1 protein-coding gene (only partly in view) is annotated in these 20,927 nt (G+C 66.5%); it reads left to right on the forward strand.

Annotated elements, in window-relative coordinates; all coding sequences use genetic code 11:
• Nucleotides 1-20,927: the 5' portion of an Ig-like domain-containing protein gene (locus B9Z51_RS19025; protein WP_108376520.1), read on the forward strand. It continues 8,482 nt past the right edge of the window; only the first 20,927 of its 29,409 coding nucleotides appear in the window; its start codon is at nt 1-3; its stop codon lies beyond the right edge, outside the window.

Genomic DNA, 20,927 nt, shown 5'->3' on the forward strand with positions numbered 1-20,927 from the left:
ATGACCGACACCACCAGCAATTCCACGCCCTCGACCACCAACACCGTCACCCAAACAACAACAGGCCTCACCATGAACGACAGCACCACCCCCTTCATCGCCATCGCTGCCAGCAAAACCAATCTGTCTGTGGGCGAAACCACCAACCTGTCGTTCACCCTGTCACAGGCCAGCACCAACTTCAGCGCCGCTGACGTCACGGCCATTGGTGGCAGCCTGAGCAACTTCGCAGGCTCGGGCACCAGCTACTCCGCCACCTTCACGCCCAGCGCCAACGTGTCGAGTGCCTTCGTCATGGTCGGCAGCGACACCTTCAGCAACGCCACAGGCACCCTCAACAAAGACGGCGCAGACGCCAACAACGCCGCATCCTTCAGCGTCGGCCTGCTGTGCAACACCAACGCCCCCGCAGACACCACGGCCCCCACCGTGATGATCAGCAACACCAAAACCCGTGTGCGCCCCGGTGACACTGACCTCATCACCTTCACGCTGTCCGAAGCCAGCAGCAACTTCACGCAAAGCGACGTCACCGTCATCGGCGGCACCCTGAGCGGCTGGACACAAAGCGCCACCAACCCGCTCGTCTACACCGCCACCTTCACGCCCAACGCCAACGCCCTGAGCGCAGCCCTCTTCATTGCCAGCGAAAGCTTCACCGACGCCGCAGGCAACTTCAACCAGGACGGCATGGAGTTGAACAACATGGCCTCGATCGCCATCCAGTGCAAGATCGACACCACGCCGCCCACGATTGTTGTCACCGCTGACCAAACCGCTCTGGCCGCAGGCCAGACGGCTGTCGTCACCTTCACCCTGAGCGAACTCGCCACAGACTTCACCGCCGCTGATGTCACAGTCATGGGCGGCACGCTCAGCGGTTTTGCCCAAAGCGCCACCAACCCTCTCGTCTACACCGCCACCTTTACACCCGCTGCAGGCAACACCAGCGCCACCGTGCATGTAGACAGCAACAAATTCACCGACGCTTCGGGCAACCAGAACGCCGACGGCGCAGACGCCAACAACACCGCCAGCCTCACGCTCAACCTCGACACCACGCCCCCCACCGTCATCGTCAGCAGCCTCAAGTCCAGCCTCGGGGCAGGGGAGACGGCCACCGTCACCTTCACCCTGTCTGAAGCCAGCGTCAACTTCACCGCCGCCGACGTCACCGTCACCGGCGGCACGCTGAGCAACTTCAGCGGATCGGGCACCAGCTACACCGCCACCTTCACACCCACAGCCGGTGCCAGCACCGCCAGCGTCAAGGTCGACAGCAACCGCTTCACCGACGCCGCAGGCAACAACAACGCCGACGGTGCAGACGCCAACAACACCGTCAGCTTCAACCTCGACAGCACGCCGCCCACCATCATCGTCAGCACCGACAAAGTCGACCTGCTGCAAGGCCAGACGGCCACCATCACCTTCACCCTGTCTGAAGCCAGCAGCAACTTCACGCTGGGCGACATCAGCGTCACCGGCGGCACGCTCAGCAACTTCCAGGGCTCGGGCACCAGCTACACCGCCACCTTCACGCCCACCGCCACAGGCTCCAGCGCCATGATCGTGGTGTCCAGCAACACCTTCACCGACGCCGCAGGCAACAACAACAAAGACGGCGCCGACATCAACAACGCCGTCAGCCTCAAAACCAACTGCCCGCCAGAAACCACCCCCGTCACGCCCCCCGCAGCCGACACCACGCCGCCCACCATTGCGTTGGCCAGCGACAAAGACATCCTCAACACCGGTGAAACCGCCACCGTCACCTTCACCCTGAGTGAGGCCAGCACTGACTTCACCTTGGCCGACATCACAGCCATCGGCGGCACCATGAGCAACTTGGTGCACAGCGCCACCAACCCCCTGGTCTACACGGCCACCTTCACGCCCTTTGCCACCACCCTGGGCGCCATGGTGCTGGTCAGCAGCGACCGCTTCACAGACGCTGCAGGCAACTTCAACAAAGACGGCGCAGAGCTGAACAATGCCGTTTCGCTGGGCTTCAACTGCGCCGTGGCCGACGCCACGCCGCCCACCATCGCCATCAGCGCCTTCAAAACCGTGCTCGCCGCAGGCGAAGTCACCACCGTCACCTTCGCCCTGAGCGAAGACAGCACCGACTTCACCCTGAGCGACATCACCGTCATCGGCGGCACCCTCAGCAACTTCACCGGCAGCGGCAAGGTCTACACGGCCACCTTCACCCCCAGCGCCACCGCCCGCAGCGCGGCCCTGTTCGTCAGCAGCGACACATTCACCGACGCCGCAGGCAACCTGAACAAAGACGGCGCCGACCTCAACAACGCCTGGTCCTTCGGCCTGCAATGCACGCCCACCACACCTGTGGCCCCCTCAGCCCCTGCCGCCATCCTGAACGCCATCAGCGACAGCGGCACCCAGGGTGACAACACCACCACCGACAACACCCCCACCTTGTCTGGCACCGGCACCCCTGGCGACACCATCAGCATCAAAGACGCTGCTGGCAACGTCATCGCCACCGCCGTGGTGGCGGCCAACGGCACCTGGATGGCCACGCCCGTCAACCCACTGCCTGTGGGCCTGAACAACCTCAGCGTCATCGAAACCAGCCCGGCTGGCCTGGCCAGCGCCCCCACCGCACTGCCGCTGACCATCCAAAGCGCAGTCGTGCCACCCACACCTGTGGCCCCCTCAGCCCCTGCCGCCATCCTCAACGCCATCAGCGACAGCGGCACCCAGGGTGACAACACCACCACCGACAACACCCCCACCCTGTCTGGCACCGGCACCCCCGGCGACACCATCAGCATCAAAGACGCCGCTGGCAACACCATCGCCACCGCCGTGGTTGCGGCCAACGGCACCTGGCAAGCCACACCGGCCACCGCCTTGCCCCAAGGCTTGAACAACCTCAGCGTCATCGAAACCGGCCCCACGGGCCTGGCCAGCGCCCCCACACCGCTGCCCATCACCATCGACAGCGCAGCCCCCACCATCGCCGTCAGCGCCCCCAAAGGCGTGCTGGCAGCCGGTGAAGCCACCACCATCACCTTCACCCTGAGTGACGCTGCCAGCGACTTCAGCGTTTCTGACATCACCGTCATCGGCGGCACCCTGAGCGGCTTTGCCAAGAGCCCCACCAACCCGCTCGTCTACACCGCCACCTTCACCCCCACCGCCGGTGCGCACAGCGCCATGGTCTTTGTGGGCAACGACAAATTCACCGACGCCTCCGGCAACCTCAACCAAGACGGCGCCGAACTCAACAACCTCGCCAGCTTCAGCATCAACGCTGCAGCCGTGACCCCGGTCGCCCCCGCAGCGCCCGCTGCCATCCTCGACCCCATCAGCGACAGCGGCGCCAAAGGTGACCAACTCACCAACGACACCACCCCCACCATCAGCGGCGCAGGCACGCCTGGCGACACCATCGCCATCAAAGACGCTGCGGGCAACGTCATCGCTACCACCGTCGTCCTGCCCAACGGCACCTGGACCGCCACACCGCTCAACCCACTGCCCCAGGGCCTGAACAACCTGAGCGTGGTCGAAACCAGCCCCGCCGGTCTGTCCAGCCCCGCCACACCGCTGCCCATCACCATCGACAGCGTGGCCCCATCGCCCCTGGGGGCCATCCTCAACCCCATCAGCAACAGCGGGTTGACCACCGACAACATCACCAACGACACCACGCCCACCATCAGCGGCTCGGGCACGCCCGGTGACACCATCGCCATCAAAGACGCTGCGGGCAACACCATCGCCACTGCCGTGGTTGCTGCCAACGGCACCTGGACCGCCACCCCGGCCAACCCACTGCCCCAAGGCCTCAACAACCTGAGCGTGGTCGAAACCAGCCCCACCGGCGCCACCAGCACCGCCCAGCTGCCCATCGTCATCGACAGCGCAGCGCCCACCATCGCGCTCAGCACCAACGCCAGCGCCCTCACCACAGGCCAGGCCGCCACCGTCACCTTCACCTTGAGTGAAGCCAGTGCAGACTTCACCGCTGCCGACATCACCGTCATCGGCGGCACCATCAGCGGCCTGACGCAAAGCCCCACCAACCCGCTGGTCTACACCGCCACCTTCACCCCCGCAGCCGGTGCCAGCAGCGCCGCCGTGCTGGTGACCAGCAACAAATTCAGCGACGCCGCAGGCAACATCAACCTCGACGGCGCCGACACCAACAACGCCCTGTCCTACAGCATCACCGCTGGCCCCGCACTCACCCCCCTGACCGCCGCGATCGACCCCACCAGCGACAGCGGCACCAAGGGTGACGGCAAAACCAACGACACCACCCCCACCCTCAGCGGCACCGGCACGCCCGGCGACACCATCGCCATCAAAGACGCCGCAGGCACCGTCATTGCCACCGCCACCGTCGGCCCCAACGGCACCTGGACCGCCACCCCGGCCAACCCACTGCCCCAGGGTCTGAACAACCTGAGCGTGGTCGAAACCAGCCCCACAGGCGCCACCAGCACCCAGCCACTGCCCATCACCATCGACAGCACAGGCCCCACCGCGCCCGGCGCCATCCTCGACCCCATCAGTGACAGCGGCAACAAAGGCGACCAAGCCACCACCGACACCACCCCCACCCTGAGCGGCACCGGCACCCCCGGTGACGTCATCACCGTCAAAGACCCCCAGGGCAACGTCATTGCCACCGCCACCGTGCAACCCGACGGCACCTGGGCCGCCACACCGGTCAACCCACTGCCCCAAGGCCTGAACAACCTGGCCATCACCGCCACCGACCCTGACGGCAACACCAGCGCCCCCACCGCGCTGCCCGTCACCATCGACAGCGTGGCCCCTGCCGCCCCCGCAGGCACCCTGGCCGCCATCAGCGATACCGGCGTCGTCGGTGACAAAACCACCGCCGACACCACCCCCACGCTGTCTGGCACCGGCACGCCTGGCGACACCATCACCATCAAAGACCCCGCTGGCAACGTGATTGCCACCGCCGTGGTCGCGGCCAACGGCACCTGGGCCGCCACGCCCGCCACCGCACTGCCCGAAGGCCTCAACGCCCTCACCATGACCGCCACCGACCCGGCCGGCAACGTCAGCCCCTCGGCGCCGCTGCCCGTCACCATCGACAGCGTCACCCCCAGCGTCATCGTCAGCGCCAACAAATCGCTGCTGGCTGCTACCGACACCGCCACCGTCACCTTCACCCTGTCTGACGCCACCAGCGACTTCACCGCAGCTGACATCACCGTCATGGGCGGCACCCTGACAGGCTTTGCCCAAAGCCCCACCAACCCGCTCGTCTACACCGCCACCTTCACACCCGCAGCCGGTGCCCAAAGCGCCATGCTGTTCGTGACCAGCGACAAATTCACCGACGCCACCGGCAACCTCAACAAAGACGGTGCCGACAACAACAACATCGCCAGTTTCAGCATCAGCGCCACCCCTGTGGCGCCAGCACCCGCAGCACCCGCTGCCATCCTCGACCCCATCAGCGACAGCGGCACCCTGGGCGACAAAACCACCACCGACACCACGCCCACCCTGTCGGGCACCGGCGTGCCCGGTGACACCATCACCGTCAAAGACCCACTGGGCAACGTCATCGCCACGGCCACCGTCGCGCCCAACGGCACCTGGGCCGCCACCCCCGTCAACCCGCTGCCCCTGGGCACCAACAACCTCAGCGTCACCGAAACCAACCCGGCCGGCAACACCAGCGCGCCCACACCGCTGCCCATCACCATCGAAGCAGGGGCCGGGCCAGTTGCCCCTACAGCACCCGCAGCCCAGCTCGACATCGTCAGCGACAGCGGCAAGCTCTACGACAACACCACCAACGACAGCACCCCCGTGCTCAGCGGCACCGGCACGCCCGGTGACACCATCACCATCAAAGACCCCACCGGCAAAGTCATCGGCACCGCCGTGGTGGACGCCACAGGCAGCTGGGCCATCACACCCACCACGCCGCTGGCCGAAGGCCTCAACAACCTCAGCGTCACCGCAACCAACCCTGCGGGCCTGACCAGCCCCGCCACCCCGCTGCCCGTCACCGTGGACACCAGCGCAGCCACCCTCGTGGCCGCGCTCGACCCCACCAGCGACAGCGGCACCCTGGGTGACAAAACCACCAGCGACAACACCCCCACACTGAGCGGCACCGGCACGCCCGGCGACACCATCACCATCAAAGACGCCACCGGCGCAGTGATTGGCACCGCCGTCGTCACCCCCACCGGCAGCTGGTCCGTCACGCCCACCACGGCCTTGCCGCTGGGCCTGAACGCCCTGACCGCCACCGCTACTGACCCCGCAGGCAACACCAGCGCCCCCGCGCCGCTGCCTGTGACCATCGTGCCCGGCACCATCGGCGCACCCGTGGCCAAGCTCGACCTGAGCAGCGACACCGGCACCGTGGGCGACAGCACCACCACCGACACCACGCCGACCCTGAGCGGCACCGGCACGCCCGGCGACACCATCGCCATCAAAGACCCACAAGGCAACGTCATCGCCACGGCCACCGTTGCGCCAGACGGCACCTGGGCTGCCACGCCCACCACGGCGTTGCCGCTGGGCCTGAACGCCCTCACGGTGACTGAAACCAACCCCACCAGCGGCGTCACCAGCCCCGCTGCACCGCTGCCCGTCACCATCCAGGCCCTGCCTGCAGGCACTCTGACGGCCACATTGGCTGCCACCAGCGACAGCGGCGTGGTCGGTGACAGCATCACCAACGACACCACACCGACCCTGAACGGCACCGGCATACCCGGCGACACCATCGCCATCAAGAACGCCGCAGGCCAAGTCATTGCGACTGCCGTGGTACAGCCCAACGGCACCTGGACCGCTACGCCCACCACACCGCTGCCCAGCGGCATCAACACCCTGCTGGTCACGGCCACCAGCCCATCGGGCACCGTCATTGACGCCGTGCTGCCCGTCACCATCGTCATTGACGCAGTGGTCCCCGCATCGCCCACGGCCGTGCTCGACCCGACCAGCGACAGCGGCAAACTGCTGGACAGCACCACCAACGACAACACGCCCACGCTCAGCGGCGCAGGCACACCCGGTGACACCATCACCATCAAAGACCCCACTGGCAAAGTCATCGGCACCGCCGTGGTGGACGCCGCTGGCCACTGGGCGGTCACGCCCACGACCGCCTTGCCAGACGGCACCATCGCCCTGGCCGTCACAGCCACCGACCCGGCAGGCAACACCAGCGCCCCCACACCGCTGCCCATCACCATCGACACCACTGCCCCAGCCGCACCGGCTGCCGTGCTCGACCCCACCAGCGACAGCGGCAAGCTCTTGGACAGCACCACCAGCGACAACACGCCAACCCTGAGCGGTGGCGGCGCCACGCCGGGTGACACCATCACCATCAAAGACCCACAAGGCAACGTCATCGGCACCGCCGTCGTGGCGGCCAACGGCACCTGGGCCGTCACGCCCACAACAGCCTTGCCAGACGGTTTGATCAACCTGGCTGTGACTGCCACCGACCCGGCAGGCAACACCAGCGCACCGACCCCGCTGCCCATCACCATCGACACCACAGGCCCCGCTGCACCGGCTGCCGTGCTCGACCCCACCAGCGACAGCGGCAAAAAGCTCGACAGCACCACCAACGACAACACGCCCACATTGAGCGGCGCTGGCGCCACCCCCGGTGACACCATCACCATCAAAGACCCACAAGGCAACGTCATCGGCACCGCCGTGGTCGCCGCCAACGGCACATGGGCTGTTACGCCCACAACAGCCTTGCCAGATGGCCTGATCAACCTGGCCGTCACGGCCACAGATCCGTCCGGCAACACCAGCGCACCGACGCCGCTGCCCATCACCATCGACACCACAGGCCCCGCTGCACCGGCTGCCGTGCTCGACCCCACCAGCGACAGCGGCAAACTGCTTGACAGCACCACCAACGACAACACGCCCACATTGAGCGGCGCTGGCGCCACCCCTGGTGACACGATCACCATCAAAGACCCACAAGGCAACGTCATCGGCACCGCCGTGGTCGCGGCCAACGGCACCTGGGCCGTCACGCCCACAACAGCCTTGCCTGACGGCCTGATCAACCTGGCTGTGACTGCCACCGACCCGGCAGGCAACACCAGCGCACCGACCCCGCTGCCCATCACCATCGACACCACACCGCCCGCAGCCCCTGCGGCCGTGCTCGACCCGACCAGCGACAGCGGCAAGCTCTTGGACAGCACCACCAACGACAACACGCCAACCCTGAGCGGTGGCGGTGCCACGCCCGGTGACACGATCACCATCAAAGACCCACAAGGCAACGTCATTGGCACCGCCGTGGTCGCGGCCAACGGCACATGGGCCGTCACGCCAACAACACCGCTGCCAGACGGCCTGATCAACCTGGCTGTGACTGCCACCGACCCGGCAGGCAACACCAGCGCCCCCACACCGCTGCCCATCACCATCGACACCACGCCACCCGCCGCACCGGCTGCCGTGCTCGACCCCACCAGCGACAGCGGCAAGCTGCTTGACAGCACCACCAGCGACAACACGCCCACATTGAGCGGCGCAGGTGCCACGCCCGGTGATGTCATCACCATCAAAGACCCACAAGGCAACGTCATCGGCACCGCCGTGGTCGCGGCCAACGGCACCTGGGCGGTCACGCCCACCACAGCCTTGCCTGATGGCTTGATCCCATTGAGCGTCACCGCCACAGATCCGTCCGGCAACGTCAGCGCGCCCACACCGCTGCCCATCACCATCGACACCACGCCACCCGCAGCCCCAGCGGCCGTGCTCGACCCCACCAGCGACAGCGGCAAGCTGCTCGACAGCACCACCAGCGACAACACGCCCACGCTCTCGGGCGCAGGCGCCACGCCGGGTGACACCATTACCATCAAAGACCCACAGGGCAACGTCATCGGCACCGCCGTGGTCGCGGCCAACGGCACATGGGCTGTTACGCCCACAACACCGCTGCCTGATGGCCTCATTCCATTGAGCGTCACCGCCACAGATCCGTCTGGCAACGTCAGCGCGCCCACACCGCTGCCCATCACCATCGACACCACAGCCCCCGCTGCACCGGCTGCCGTGCTCGACCCGAGCAGCGACAGCGGCAAACTGCTCGACAGCACCACCAACGACAACACGCCCACCTTGAGTGGTGGCGGTGCCACGCCCGGTGATGTCATCACCATCAAAGACCCACAAGGCAACGTCATCGGCACCACCACCGTGGCACCCGACGGCACCTGGGCGGTCACGCCAACAACACCGCTGCCAGATGGCTTGATCAACCTAGCCGTCACGGCCACAGATCCGTCTGGCAACGTCAGCGCCCCCACACCGCTGCCCATCACCATCGACACCACACCACCCGCAGCGCCCGGCGCCGTGCTTGACCCCACCAGCGACACCGGCACCGTGGGTGACAAAACCACCACAGACACCACGCCCACGCTGTCTGGCACCGGCACCGCCGGTGACCTCATCACCGTCAAAGACCCCCAAGGCAACGTCATCGGCACCGCCGTGGTCGCGGCCAACGGCACTTGGTCCATCACGCCCACCACGGCACTGCCGCTGGGCCTGAACGCCCTGACCGCCACTGCCACAGATCCGTCTGGCAACGTCAGCGCCCCCGCGCCACTGCCCGTCACCATCGAAGCCCCAGCCACTGCGCCCGCCGCACCCGCTGCCGTGCTCGACCCGACCAGCGACAGCGGCAAGCTGCTTGACAGCACCACCAGCGACAACACGCCCACTTTGAGCGGCACCGGCACGCCCGGTGACACCATCACCGTCAAAGACCCACAAGGCAACGTCATCGCCACCGCCGTGGTCGCGGCCAACGGCACTTGGGCGGCCACGCCCACCACCGCGCTGCCAGACGGCCTGATCAACCTGTCCGTCACCGAAACAAACCCCGCAGGCCTGAGCAGCCCCGCCACGCCGCTGCCCATCACCATCGACACCACACCGCCCGCCGCACCGGCTGCCGTGCTCGACCCCACCAGCGACAGCGGCAAAAAGCTCGACAGCACCACCAACGACAACACGCCCACATTGAGCGGCGCTGGCGCCACCCCTGGTGACACCATCACCATCAAAGACCCCCAAGGCAACGTCATCGGCACCACCACCGTGGCACCCGACGGCACCTGGGCCGTCACGCCCACAACAGCCTTGCCAGATGGCCTGATCAACCTGGCCGTCACCGCCACAGATCCGTCCGGCAACGTCAGCGCACCCACGCCGCTGCCCGTCACCATCGACACCACACCGCCCGCAGCGCCCACCGGCCTGCTCGACCCCATCAGCGACAGCGGCACCAAGCTCGACAAAACCACCAACGACACCACGCCCACCCTGAGCGGGCAGGGCACACCGGGTGACACCATCACCCTCAAAGCGCCCGACGGCACCGTGCTCGGCACCGCCGTGGTCGACGCCACTGGCAAATGGAGCATCACGCCCACCACACCGCTGGCCGAAGGCCCCAACGCACTGACCATCACCGCCACCGACCCGGCAGGCAACACCAGCGCCCCCGCGCCGCTGCCCGTCATCATCGACACCACAGCACCCGCCACCACCGGCGCAGGCGGCCTGACCGCCGTGCTCGACCCCACCAGCGACAGCGGCGCCCTGGGTGACAAAACCACCAACGACACCACGCCCACCCTGAGCGGCACCGGCACGCCTGGCGACACCGTCACCATCAAAGACGCCGCTGGCAACCTGATCGGCACCGCCACCGTGCTGGCCAACGGCACCTGGTCCGTCACGCCCACCGCGCCGCTGCCCACCGGCAGCGTCCCGCTGGTCGTCACCGCCACCGACCCGGCAGGCAACACCACCGCCAGCGCACCGCTGGTGCTCGTCATCGCGGTCGACACCGCTGGCCCTGCCGCCCCGGCAGCTGTTCTGTCTGCCCCGAGCGACAGCGGCGTCAAAGGCGACGGCACCACCAACGACACCACGCCCACCATCACCGGCACCGGCACACCGGGTGACACCATCACCCTCAAAGACCCACAGGGCAACGTCATCGCCACAGCCACCGTGCAACCCGACGGCACCTGGGCCGCCACGCCCACCACGCCGCTGCCCGAAGGCCCCATCGCCCTGGCCATCACCGCCACCGACCCCGCAGGCAACACCAGCCCCGCCACCACACTGCCCCTGGTCATCGACAGCCTGGCCCCCGCAGCGCCCGTGGCCAACCTGGCCGACACCAGCGACAGCGGCGTGCTGGGTGACAAAACCACCAACGACACCACGCCCACCATCGACGGCACCGGCACACCGGGTGACACCATCACCCTCAAAGCACCCGACGGCACCGTGCTCGGCACCGCCGTGGTCGCACCCGACGGCACCTGGGCCATCACGCCCACCACAGCGCTGCCCGAAGGCCTGAACAACCTCACCGCCACCGCCACCGACCCCGCTGGCAACACCAGCGCCCCGGCCACACTGCCCATCACCATCGACACCACGCCACCGGCCACCACCGGCGCAGGTGCCCTGACTGCCGCCCTCGACCCCACCAGCGACACCGGCACCAAAGGTGACAACACCACCAGCGACAGCACGCCCACCTTGAGCGGCGCGGGCAACCCCGGCGATGTCATCGCCATCAAAGACGCCACCGGCACCGTCATCGGCACCGCCGTGGTCGACGCATCGGGCCACTGGTCCATCACCCCCACCACACCGCTGCCCACCGGCAGCAACCCTTTAAGCGTCAGCGCCACCGACCCGGCTGGCAACACCGTCACCAACCCGCTGCTTGTCACCGTGGTGGTGGACACCGCAGGCCCCGTGGCCCCAGCAGCCAAGCTCGACCCCATCAGCGACAGCGGCACCGTGGGTGACAACACCACCAACGACAACACGCCCACGCTGTCCGGCAGCGGCACGCCTGGCGACACCATCACCATCAAAGACCCGCAAGGCAACGTCATTGCCACCGCCGTGGTCCAGCCCAACGGCACCTGGGCGGCCACGCCCACCACAGCGCTGCCCGACGGCATCAACAACCTGGCCATCACTGCCACCGACCCCGCAGGCAACACCAGCGCGCCCACCGCCTTGCCGCTGGTCATTGACACCACGCCGCCTGCCCCCGCAGCGCCCGGCGCCGTGCTCGACCCCGTGAGCGACACCGGCACCAAAGGTGACAGCACCACCAGCGACAACACCCCCGTGCTGAGCGGCACCGGCACGCCCGGTGACACCATCACCATCAAAGACCCACAAGGCAACACCATCGGCACCGCCGTGGTCGCGGCCAACGGCCAATGGAGCATCACGCCCACCACAGCGCTGCCCGAAGGCCTGAACAACCTCAGCGTCACGGAAACCAACCCCACCGGCCAAACCAGCGCACCCACACCGCTGCCCATCACCGTGGACACCAGCGTGCCCACCGGCGTGACGGCCAACGACCAAAACGCCAACCCTGACGGCGTCATCCTGGCAGGCACCGTGCCCGCCAGCTACACCGTGGGCGACGTGCTCACCGTCACCGTCAACGGCGCCACCTACAACGTCACCCCCGACGCACTGGGCAACTGGACGCTGAACGTGACCGGCCCCAACGCCGCCACCCCCGCCAGCGGCACCCTGGGCGCCTTCACCAGCGGCCAGACTTACCCCGTGGTCGCCACCGTGACCGACGCCGCAGGCAACATTGCCACCGACCCCGCCACCCTGAGCGTCAACGACACCATCCCGGTGGTCAGCCTCAACGCGGTCACCGACACCGGCACCCCCGGCGACGGCATCACCACCGACAACACGCCCACCTTCTCCGGCACCGGCACCCCTGGCGCCCTGATTGAGATCAAGGACAAAGACGGCCAAGTCGTGGCCAGCGCCACCGTGGACGCATCGGGCAACTGGTCCGCCACGCCCACCACCGCCTTGCCCGAAGGCCAAAGCCAGCTCAGCGTCACCGCCACCGTGGGCGGCGTCACCAGCCCGGCCACCACCTCGCCCGTCACCGTGGACAGCGTGGCCCCGGCTGCGCCCACCGGCGCACTCGACTCTGCCAGCGACAGCGGCAAACTGGGCGACGCCACCACCAACGACACCACCCCCGTGCTCTCGGGCACCGGCACCTTTGGTGACCTCATCACCATCAAAGACGCCAGCGGACAAGTCATCGGCACCGCCATCGTCGATGCGGCTGGCCAGTGGAGCATCACGCCCACCGCCCCGCTCAAAGAAGGCCTGAACGCCCTGCAAGTCAACGCCACCGACCCGGCAGGCAACGTCGGCCCCTTCGGCCCGCTGCCCGTCACCGTGGACACCACAGCGCCCGCAGCCCCTGCGGCCGTGCTCGACCCCATCAGCGACAGCGGCAAGCTGGGCGACAGCACCACCAGCGACACCACGCCCACGCTCAGCGGCGGCGGCGCCACGCCCGGTGACACCATCACCATCAAAGACGTGCAAGGCAACGTGATCGGAACCGCCGTGGTCGATGCCGCTGGCAAATGGTCCATCACCCCCACCACACCCCTGCCCGAAGGCACCAACGCGCTCAGCGTCACCGCCACCGACCCCGCAGGCAACACCAGCGCCCCCACACCGCTGCCCGTCACCATCGACACCACAGCGCCCGCCAACACCGGCGCAGGCGCACTGACTGCTGCGCTTGACCCCTTAAGCGACAGCGGCACCCAAGGTGACAACACCACCAACGACACCACGCCCACCCTGTCTGGCAGTGGCACACCGGGCGACACCATCGCCATCAAAGACGCCAACGGCAATGTCATCGGCACCGCCGTGGTCGCTGCCAACGGCAGCTGGTCCGTCACGCCCACCACACCGCTGGCCAGCGGCTCCAATGCCCTGAGCGCCACCGCCACCGACCCGGCAGGCAACACCATCACCAGCCCGCTCACAGTCACCGTGGTCATCGACCCCAACGCACCGGCCGCCCCTGCAGCCGTGCTCAACCCGGCCACCGACAGCGGCACCCTGGGCGACAGCACCACCACCGACACCACGCCCACCCTCAGCGGCGCAGGCGCCACGCCCGGTGACACCATCACCATCAAAAACCCACAAGGCGCCGTCATCGGCACCGCCGTGGTCGCACCCGACGGCTCTTGGTCTGTCACGCCCACCACACCGCTTTCCGAAGGCCTCAACAACCTGGCAGTGACTGCCACCGACCCGTCTGGCAACGTCAGCCCTTCCACCACGCTGCCCGTCACCATCGACACCACAGCCCCCGTGGGCCTGATCGCCGTGCTCGACCCCACCAGCGACACCGGCACCAAGGGTGACAACACCACCAGCGACAACACCCCCACCCTGAGTGGCAAAGGCGAGCCCGGTGATGTCATCACCATCAAAGACGCCCAAGGCAACGTCATTGCCACCACCACGGTGGCGGCCGACGGCACCTGGGCGGCCACGCCCACCACCGCGCTGCCCGAAGGCATCAACGCCATGAGCGTCACCGCCACCGACCCGGCCGGCAACACCAGCACCAACCCGCTGGTCATCACCGTCGTCGTCGACACCCTGGCCCCCGTGGCCCCGGCCGCCAAGCTCGACCCCGGCAGCGACAGCGGCACCGCAGGCGACAACAGCACCACCGACACCACGCCCACCCTGTCGGGCGCAGGCACGCCTGGCAACGTCATCACCATCAAAGACCCACAAGGCAACGTCATTGGCAGCGCCATGGTCGCGCCCGACGGCACCTGGGCCATCACGCCCACCACGCCGCTGCCCACAGGCACCACACCGCTGGCCATCACCGCCACCGACTCGTCTGGCAACGTCAGCCCCGCCACCACACTGCCCATCACCATCGAAGCGGCAGCCGTGGCCCCGGCAGCGCCAGCGGCCAAGCTCGACCCGATCACCGACAGCGGCACCGTGGGCGACAGCAGCACCACCGACACCACGCCCACACTGTCTGGCACCGGCACACCGGGTGACACCATCACCATCAAAGACCCTGCTGGCAGCGTCATTGGCAGCGCCACCGTGGCGCCCGATGGCTCATGGGCCATCACGCCCACCACACCGCTGCCCACAGGCACCAACAACCTGTCGGTCACACAAACCAGCCCGCAAGGTCTCACCAGCCCGGCCACGGCGCTGCCCGTCACCATCGAGCCCAACACGGCCACCTTCTCCAGCATGACCAAGGACTCCAGCACCGGCACCGCCCACGCCGACTGGACCACCAACGACGCCAGCGCAGGCCGCTTGCTGTCCGGTCACATCGACCATGCCCTGTCAGCGGGTGACACCGTGCAAGTGTTTGCAGACGGCAAGCTCATTGGCAACGCCGTGGTCAATGGCACCGAATGGGCCATCACCGACACCAACGGCTACAACGCCAACTGGACCTACACCGCCAAAGTGGTCAACAGCGCCAACCAGGCAGGCCCTGTGGTCAGCCAAGTGGTCACGCTGGAAGCCCCCACACTGGCCGCACCCGTCATCACCAACGTGGGTGAGGATGGAACGTATGCCGTGTCGGTGGCCAACAACGCCACCACCGCCGACAACACACTGGCCGTCAAAGGCACAGGCGTTGCAGGCTCCACCATCAGCCTGTACGACAACACCAGTGGCAACCTCGTTAAGACCGGTGTTCTGGTCGATGCGAACGGTCAATGGTCCGCCGACATCACAGGCACCATACTGTCCAACGGCACGCACAATTTCTACGCACTGCAGACCAACACCGAAGGTGCGGTCAGCGTCTTGTCGAACCAATACGCCGTCAAGATTGACGCCAACATCGCAGTCAACGGCAGCTTTGAACTGGCGCCCAAGCCAGTTTCAGGCAACTTCCAGACCTACACCACCGGTGTCCTGGGCTGGACCATTGCCGCCGGTTCTGTGGACATCATCTCCAGCCCCAACTCGTTTGGCCCCATGGCACAGTCAGGCAGCCAATACCTCGACTTGGGTGGCTTGGCGCCTGGTGTCATTTACCAGGACATCAGTGTTGTCGCAGGCCAGACGTATTCGTGGAACTTCTCGCACATCCTGTTCCAGGCTGCAGAAAAGTTCACGTTTGGCCTGACCGGGGCCACAACGTTCAGCCAGCAATACACCTCCGCCGCCAACTGGACAACCGTCTCGGGCACCTTCGTCGCGACAAGCAATACCGTGCGCATGAAGTTCACGGACATCGACTCCAACAACCTGCCAGGCATTGGCCTGTTCCTGGACGACATTGGCCTCAAGCAGACCAGCATCCTTGAGGCCGATGGCTCATTGGTGGCCGGACAAGCCATGTTGGCCGATGCCAACACCCTGAACTTCAGCACGGGCGCTCTGAGCACCTTGGGTGCCAACGACACCATCGTTGCCACAAGCACCGCATTGCAGACCGCTCTGTCCACAGGCGGGGGTTACATCGACGGCGGCTCAGGCATCGACACCCTCAAGCTGGCCGCTGGCACCACGCTCGACCTGGTGGCCCTGACGCACAACCAAACCGTCAAGACCATTCAAGAGATTGAAGTCTTCCAGCTGCAAGGCACCAGCAAAGTCACGCTTGACGCCAACAACGTGCTCAGCCTGGGCGGCACCGAGCTGGCTGGCTACAGCTTCACCGCCACCACCCAAACCGCCATTGGCAACATTGCGGCCACGGGCTCCACCAGCAGCGTGGGCAAAGTGCAGTTTGTGGTCAACGGCACCCTGACCGACACCGTGGACATGAGCGGCCTGGCCGTGGACGGCGTGACTGGCACCGCTGGCGTGCAAGGCAACACGGGTCTGACGGGCCAGTGGGACTACAAAGGCCAAGTCGTGCTGGGCGGCAAGACCTACAAAATCTACGACCACAGCACCACACAAGGCCAGCTGCTGATCGAGCTGCCCATCAACACCATCATCGCAGGCCCCGACGCGCCCAAGGGCGTGCTCGACCCCGCCACCGACAGCGGCACCAAAGGCGACAGCAGCACCACCGACACCACGCCCACCATCAGCGGCGCGGGCGGCACACCGGGTGACACCATCACCATCAAAGACCCGCAAGGCAACGTCATTGGCACCGCCACCGTGGCACCAGACGGGTCATGGGCCGTCACGCCCACCACACCGCTGCCTGCAGGCACCACACCGCTGGCCATCACCGCCACCGACGCCAACGGCCAAACCAGCGCACCGGCCACACTGCCCATCACCATCGAGGCCGTAGCCCCCGCCGCCCCAGCGGCCAAGCTCGACCCGATCACCGACAGCGGCACCGTGGGCGACAGCAGCACCACCGACACCACGCCCACACTGTCTGGCACCGGCACACCGGGTGACACCATCAAGATCACCGACCCGCAAGGCAACGTGATTGGCTCTGCCACCGTGGCGCCAGATGGTTCATGGGCCGTCACACCCACCACACCGCTGCCCGCAGGCCTCAACAACCTGAGCGTGACCGAAACCAACACGGCAGGCCAAACCAGCCCGGCCACGGCGCTGCCCATCACGATCGAGGCCAACACGGCCACGTTCTCCAGCATGACCAAGGACAGCAGCCTGACCGCTGCCAACGCTGACTGGACCACCAACGACGCCAGCGCAGGCCGCTTGCTGTCGGGCCACATCGCATTGCCTTTGGGCACTGGCGACACCGTGCAAGTGTTTGCAGACGGCAAACTCATTGGCAACGCCGTGGTCAACGGCACCGAATGGGCCATCACCGACACCAACGGCTACAACGCCAACTGGACCTACACCGCCAAAGTGGTCAACAGCGCCAACCAGGCAGGCCCTGTCACCAGCCAATTGGTCACGTTGGACACCACCGAAGCAGCGCCGGTCATCACCGGGGTGCTCGATTCCGCACAGGTCAGCGTAGGCGCCACAGGTGCCAATGCGGCCAACACGGCCCCCACAGCCAACACCCTGTCCAGCGTCAGCGGCACAGGTGTGGCGGGTGACACCATCGTGCTCTACGACAACACCTACAACAACGTGGTGGGCTCTGCAGTTGTTGGCACCGATGGCAAATGGACCGTCAACAGCCTCACCGGCACAAGCAACAGCGGCAACAGCTTTGTGGCTGTGCAGGTTGACACCTTGGGCAACCAAAGTGTGTCCTCCAACATGTGGACCGTCCCACAGTTGTCCAACGCCATCGTCAACGGCGACTTCAGTGCTGGCAACACCGGATTCACCACGTCGGCCACGTATGTCACGTCAATGAACTACGGCATACCGTGTTACTCGATCAGCACGGTCAGTGCAACACCACCGGCCATCGCTGCGTTGACCACCTCTGCGGTCAGCACCTATTCGCATGGCACTTGGTATGACAAAACAGTAGCAGCCACCAACGCCACCGATGCGCAAGGCCTCTATTCGGGCAAATACTTTGTCGCCAGCCTCGATGGCTTGGGCACTGCCACAGCCCCCTACAAAATCTGGTCAGAAAACATCAATGTGGTTCAAGGTCAAACCTATGAATTCACCTTTGATTACATGACGCAATATTTCAAGGTGGTGTCTGACCAAGGCGGCAGAACGGCCATGGACATCGTCATCGACGGCGAAACCGTCATGACCACCCGAGCCCTGACGCTGGGTAAGGTGTTCATCTCCTACACCGCCACGGCCACAGGCAGCATCCCGCTGCTGTTCCAGACTTATTCCAAGCTCAACGCATCGGACTTGTCGTTTGACAACCTGTCCTTCAAACCCGTAGCCCCAGTGGTCAGCCTGACGGCCGGTGGCAGCGGCGCCAGCCCCAACCCCGACACGCTCACCTACACCGGCGGCGTGCTCGACAGCATGGACGGCGTGGACACCATCAGCGCAGGCACCAACTTGCAAACCCTGCTGGCAGCAGGCGGCAGCATGCTGGATGGCGGCGCCAAGGTCGACACCCTCAAGCTGGCCGCTGGCACCACGCTCGATCTGGTGGCCCTGACGCACAACCAAACCGTCAAGACCATTCAAGAGATTGAAGTCTTCCAGCTGCAAGGCACCAGCAAAGTCACGCTTGACGCCAACAACGTGCTCAGCCTGGGCGGCACCGAGCTGACCGGCTACAGCTTCACCGCCACCACCCAAACCGCCATTGGCAACATTGCGGCCACGGGCTCCACCAGCAGCGTGGGCAAAGTGCAGTTTGTGGTCAACGGCACCAACACCGACACGGTGGACATGACCGGCCTGGCCGTGGACGGCGTGACTGGCACCGCTGGCGTGCAAGGCAACACGGGCCTGACGGGCCAGTGGGACTACAAAGGCCAAGTCGTGCTGGGCGGCAAGACCTACAAAATCTACGACCACAGCACCACACAAGGCCAGCTGCTGATCGAGTTGCCCATCAACACCGTGATTGCAGGCCCCGACGCGCCCAAGGGCGTGCTCGACCCCGCCACTGACAGCGGCACCAAGGGCGACAGCAGCACCACCGACACCACGCCCACCATCAGCGGCGCGGGCGGCACACCGGGTGACACCATCACCATCAAAGACCCGCAAGGCAACGTCATTGGCACCGCCACCGTGGCACCCGATGGCAGCTGGTCGGTCACGCCCACCACACCGCTGCCCACAGGCACCACACCGCTGGCCATCACCGCCACCGACGCCAACGGTCAAACCAGCGCACCGGCCACACTGCCGATCACCATCGAGGCACCAGCCGTAGCCCCCGCCGCCCCAGCGGCCAAGCTCGACCCCGCCACCGACAGCGGCACCAAAGGCGACAGCAGCACCACCGACACCACGCCCACACTGAGCGGCACCGGCACACCGGGTGACACCATCAAGATCACCGACCCGCAAGGCAACGTGATTGGCAGCGCCACCGTGGCACCAGACGGTTCATGGGCCGTCACACCCACCACACCGCTGCCCCTGGGCGCCAACGCCCTGAGCGTGACCGAAACCGGCCCCACCGGCCTGAGCAGCCCGGCCACGGCGCTGCCGATCACCATCGAGCCCACAGTTGGCCCGCAGGTGTCCATCACCAGCATCACCAACGACACCGGCACCAGCAGCACCGACGCCCTGACCAAGGACACCACCCCCACCATCAGCGGCACCAGCGACCAGCCGAACCGGCCGATCACCGTGACGATTGGCAGCGTCAGCTACAACGTCATGACCGACGCCAGCGGCAACTGGAGCGTGGACACCGGCGTGGCCACTCCCATAACGGGCACCTTTGACAAAGCCGTGGGCTTTGGCGACGGCCTCAAAGACATCAGCGTCAGCCTGACCGCGACAGACGGCACCGTGGGCACTGCCACCGGCAAAGTCACCATCGACACCACCACCAACATCACCGTCACCAGCGTGGCCGGTGATGCGGTGGCTGCCACCGGCACCACGGGTCTGAACGGCACCTTCAGCCTGCTGGAGCGTGGCTTTGACACCGCCACTTACACCCTCAATGGCACGGTCACCACGCCGCCCGTCGTCAGCGGCACGACCGAAGCCGACGTGGGCAGCAAAGTCACCCTCACGCTCAACAACCAGACCTACACCGCCACCGTGGTGGCCGGTGTCAGCGGCCAGCCCAACACCTGGGCCTACACCCTGAGCGAAGCCGATGCCAAGGCCCTGAACCACGGCACCACCTACGCCATCACCACCAGCGTGACCGACCTGGCGGGCAACACCGCCACGGACAACAACAACGCCATGGTCGTGGACATTGCGCCGCCCGATGTGCCCACGGTCAACTTGCAGCCCAACCTGGCCACCCTCACGCCCACCATCACCGGCACGGCCAAAAAGCTCGACACCACCGGCGCCACCATCAACCTGGTGACCGGCGACACCGTCACCGTCGTCCTCAAGGACTACGCAGGCACGGCAATTGGCACCTACACCCTGACTGTGGGCGCCACCAACGTGACCACCGGCACAGGCGCCAACACGGAACTGAGCTTTGACAAAACCACCGGTGCCTG

This window comes from Limnohabitans sp. T6-5 (assembly GCF_003063315.1).
Lineage (GTDB): Bacteria > Pseudomonadota > Gammaproteobacteria > Burkholderiales > Burkholderiaceae_C > Limnohabitans_A.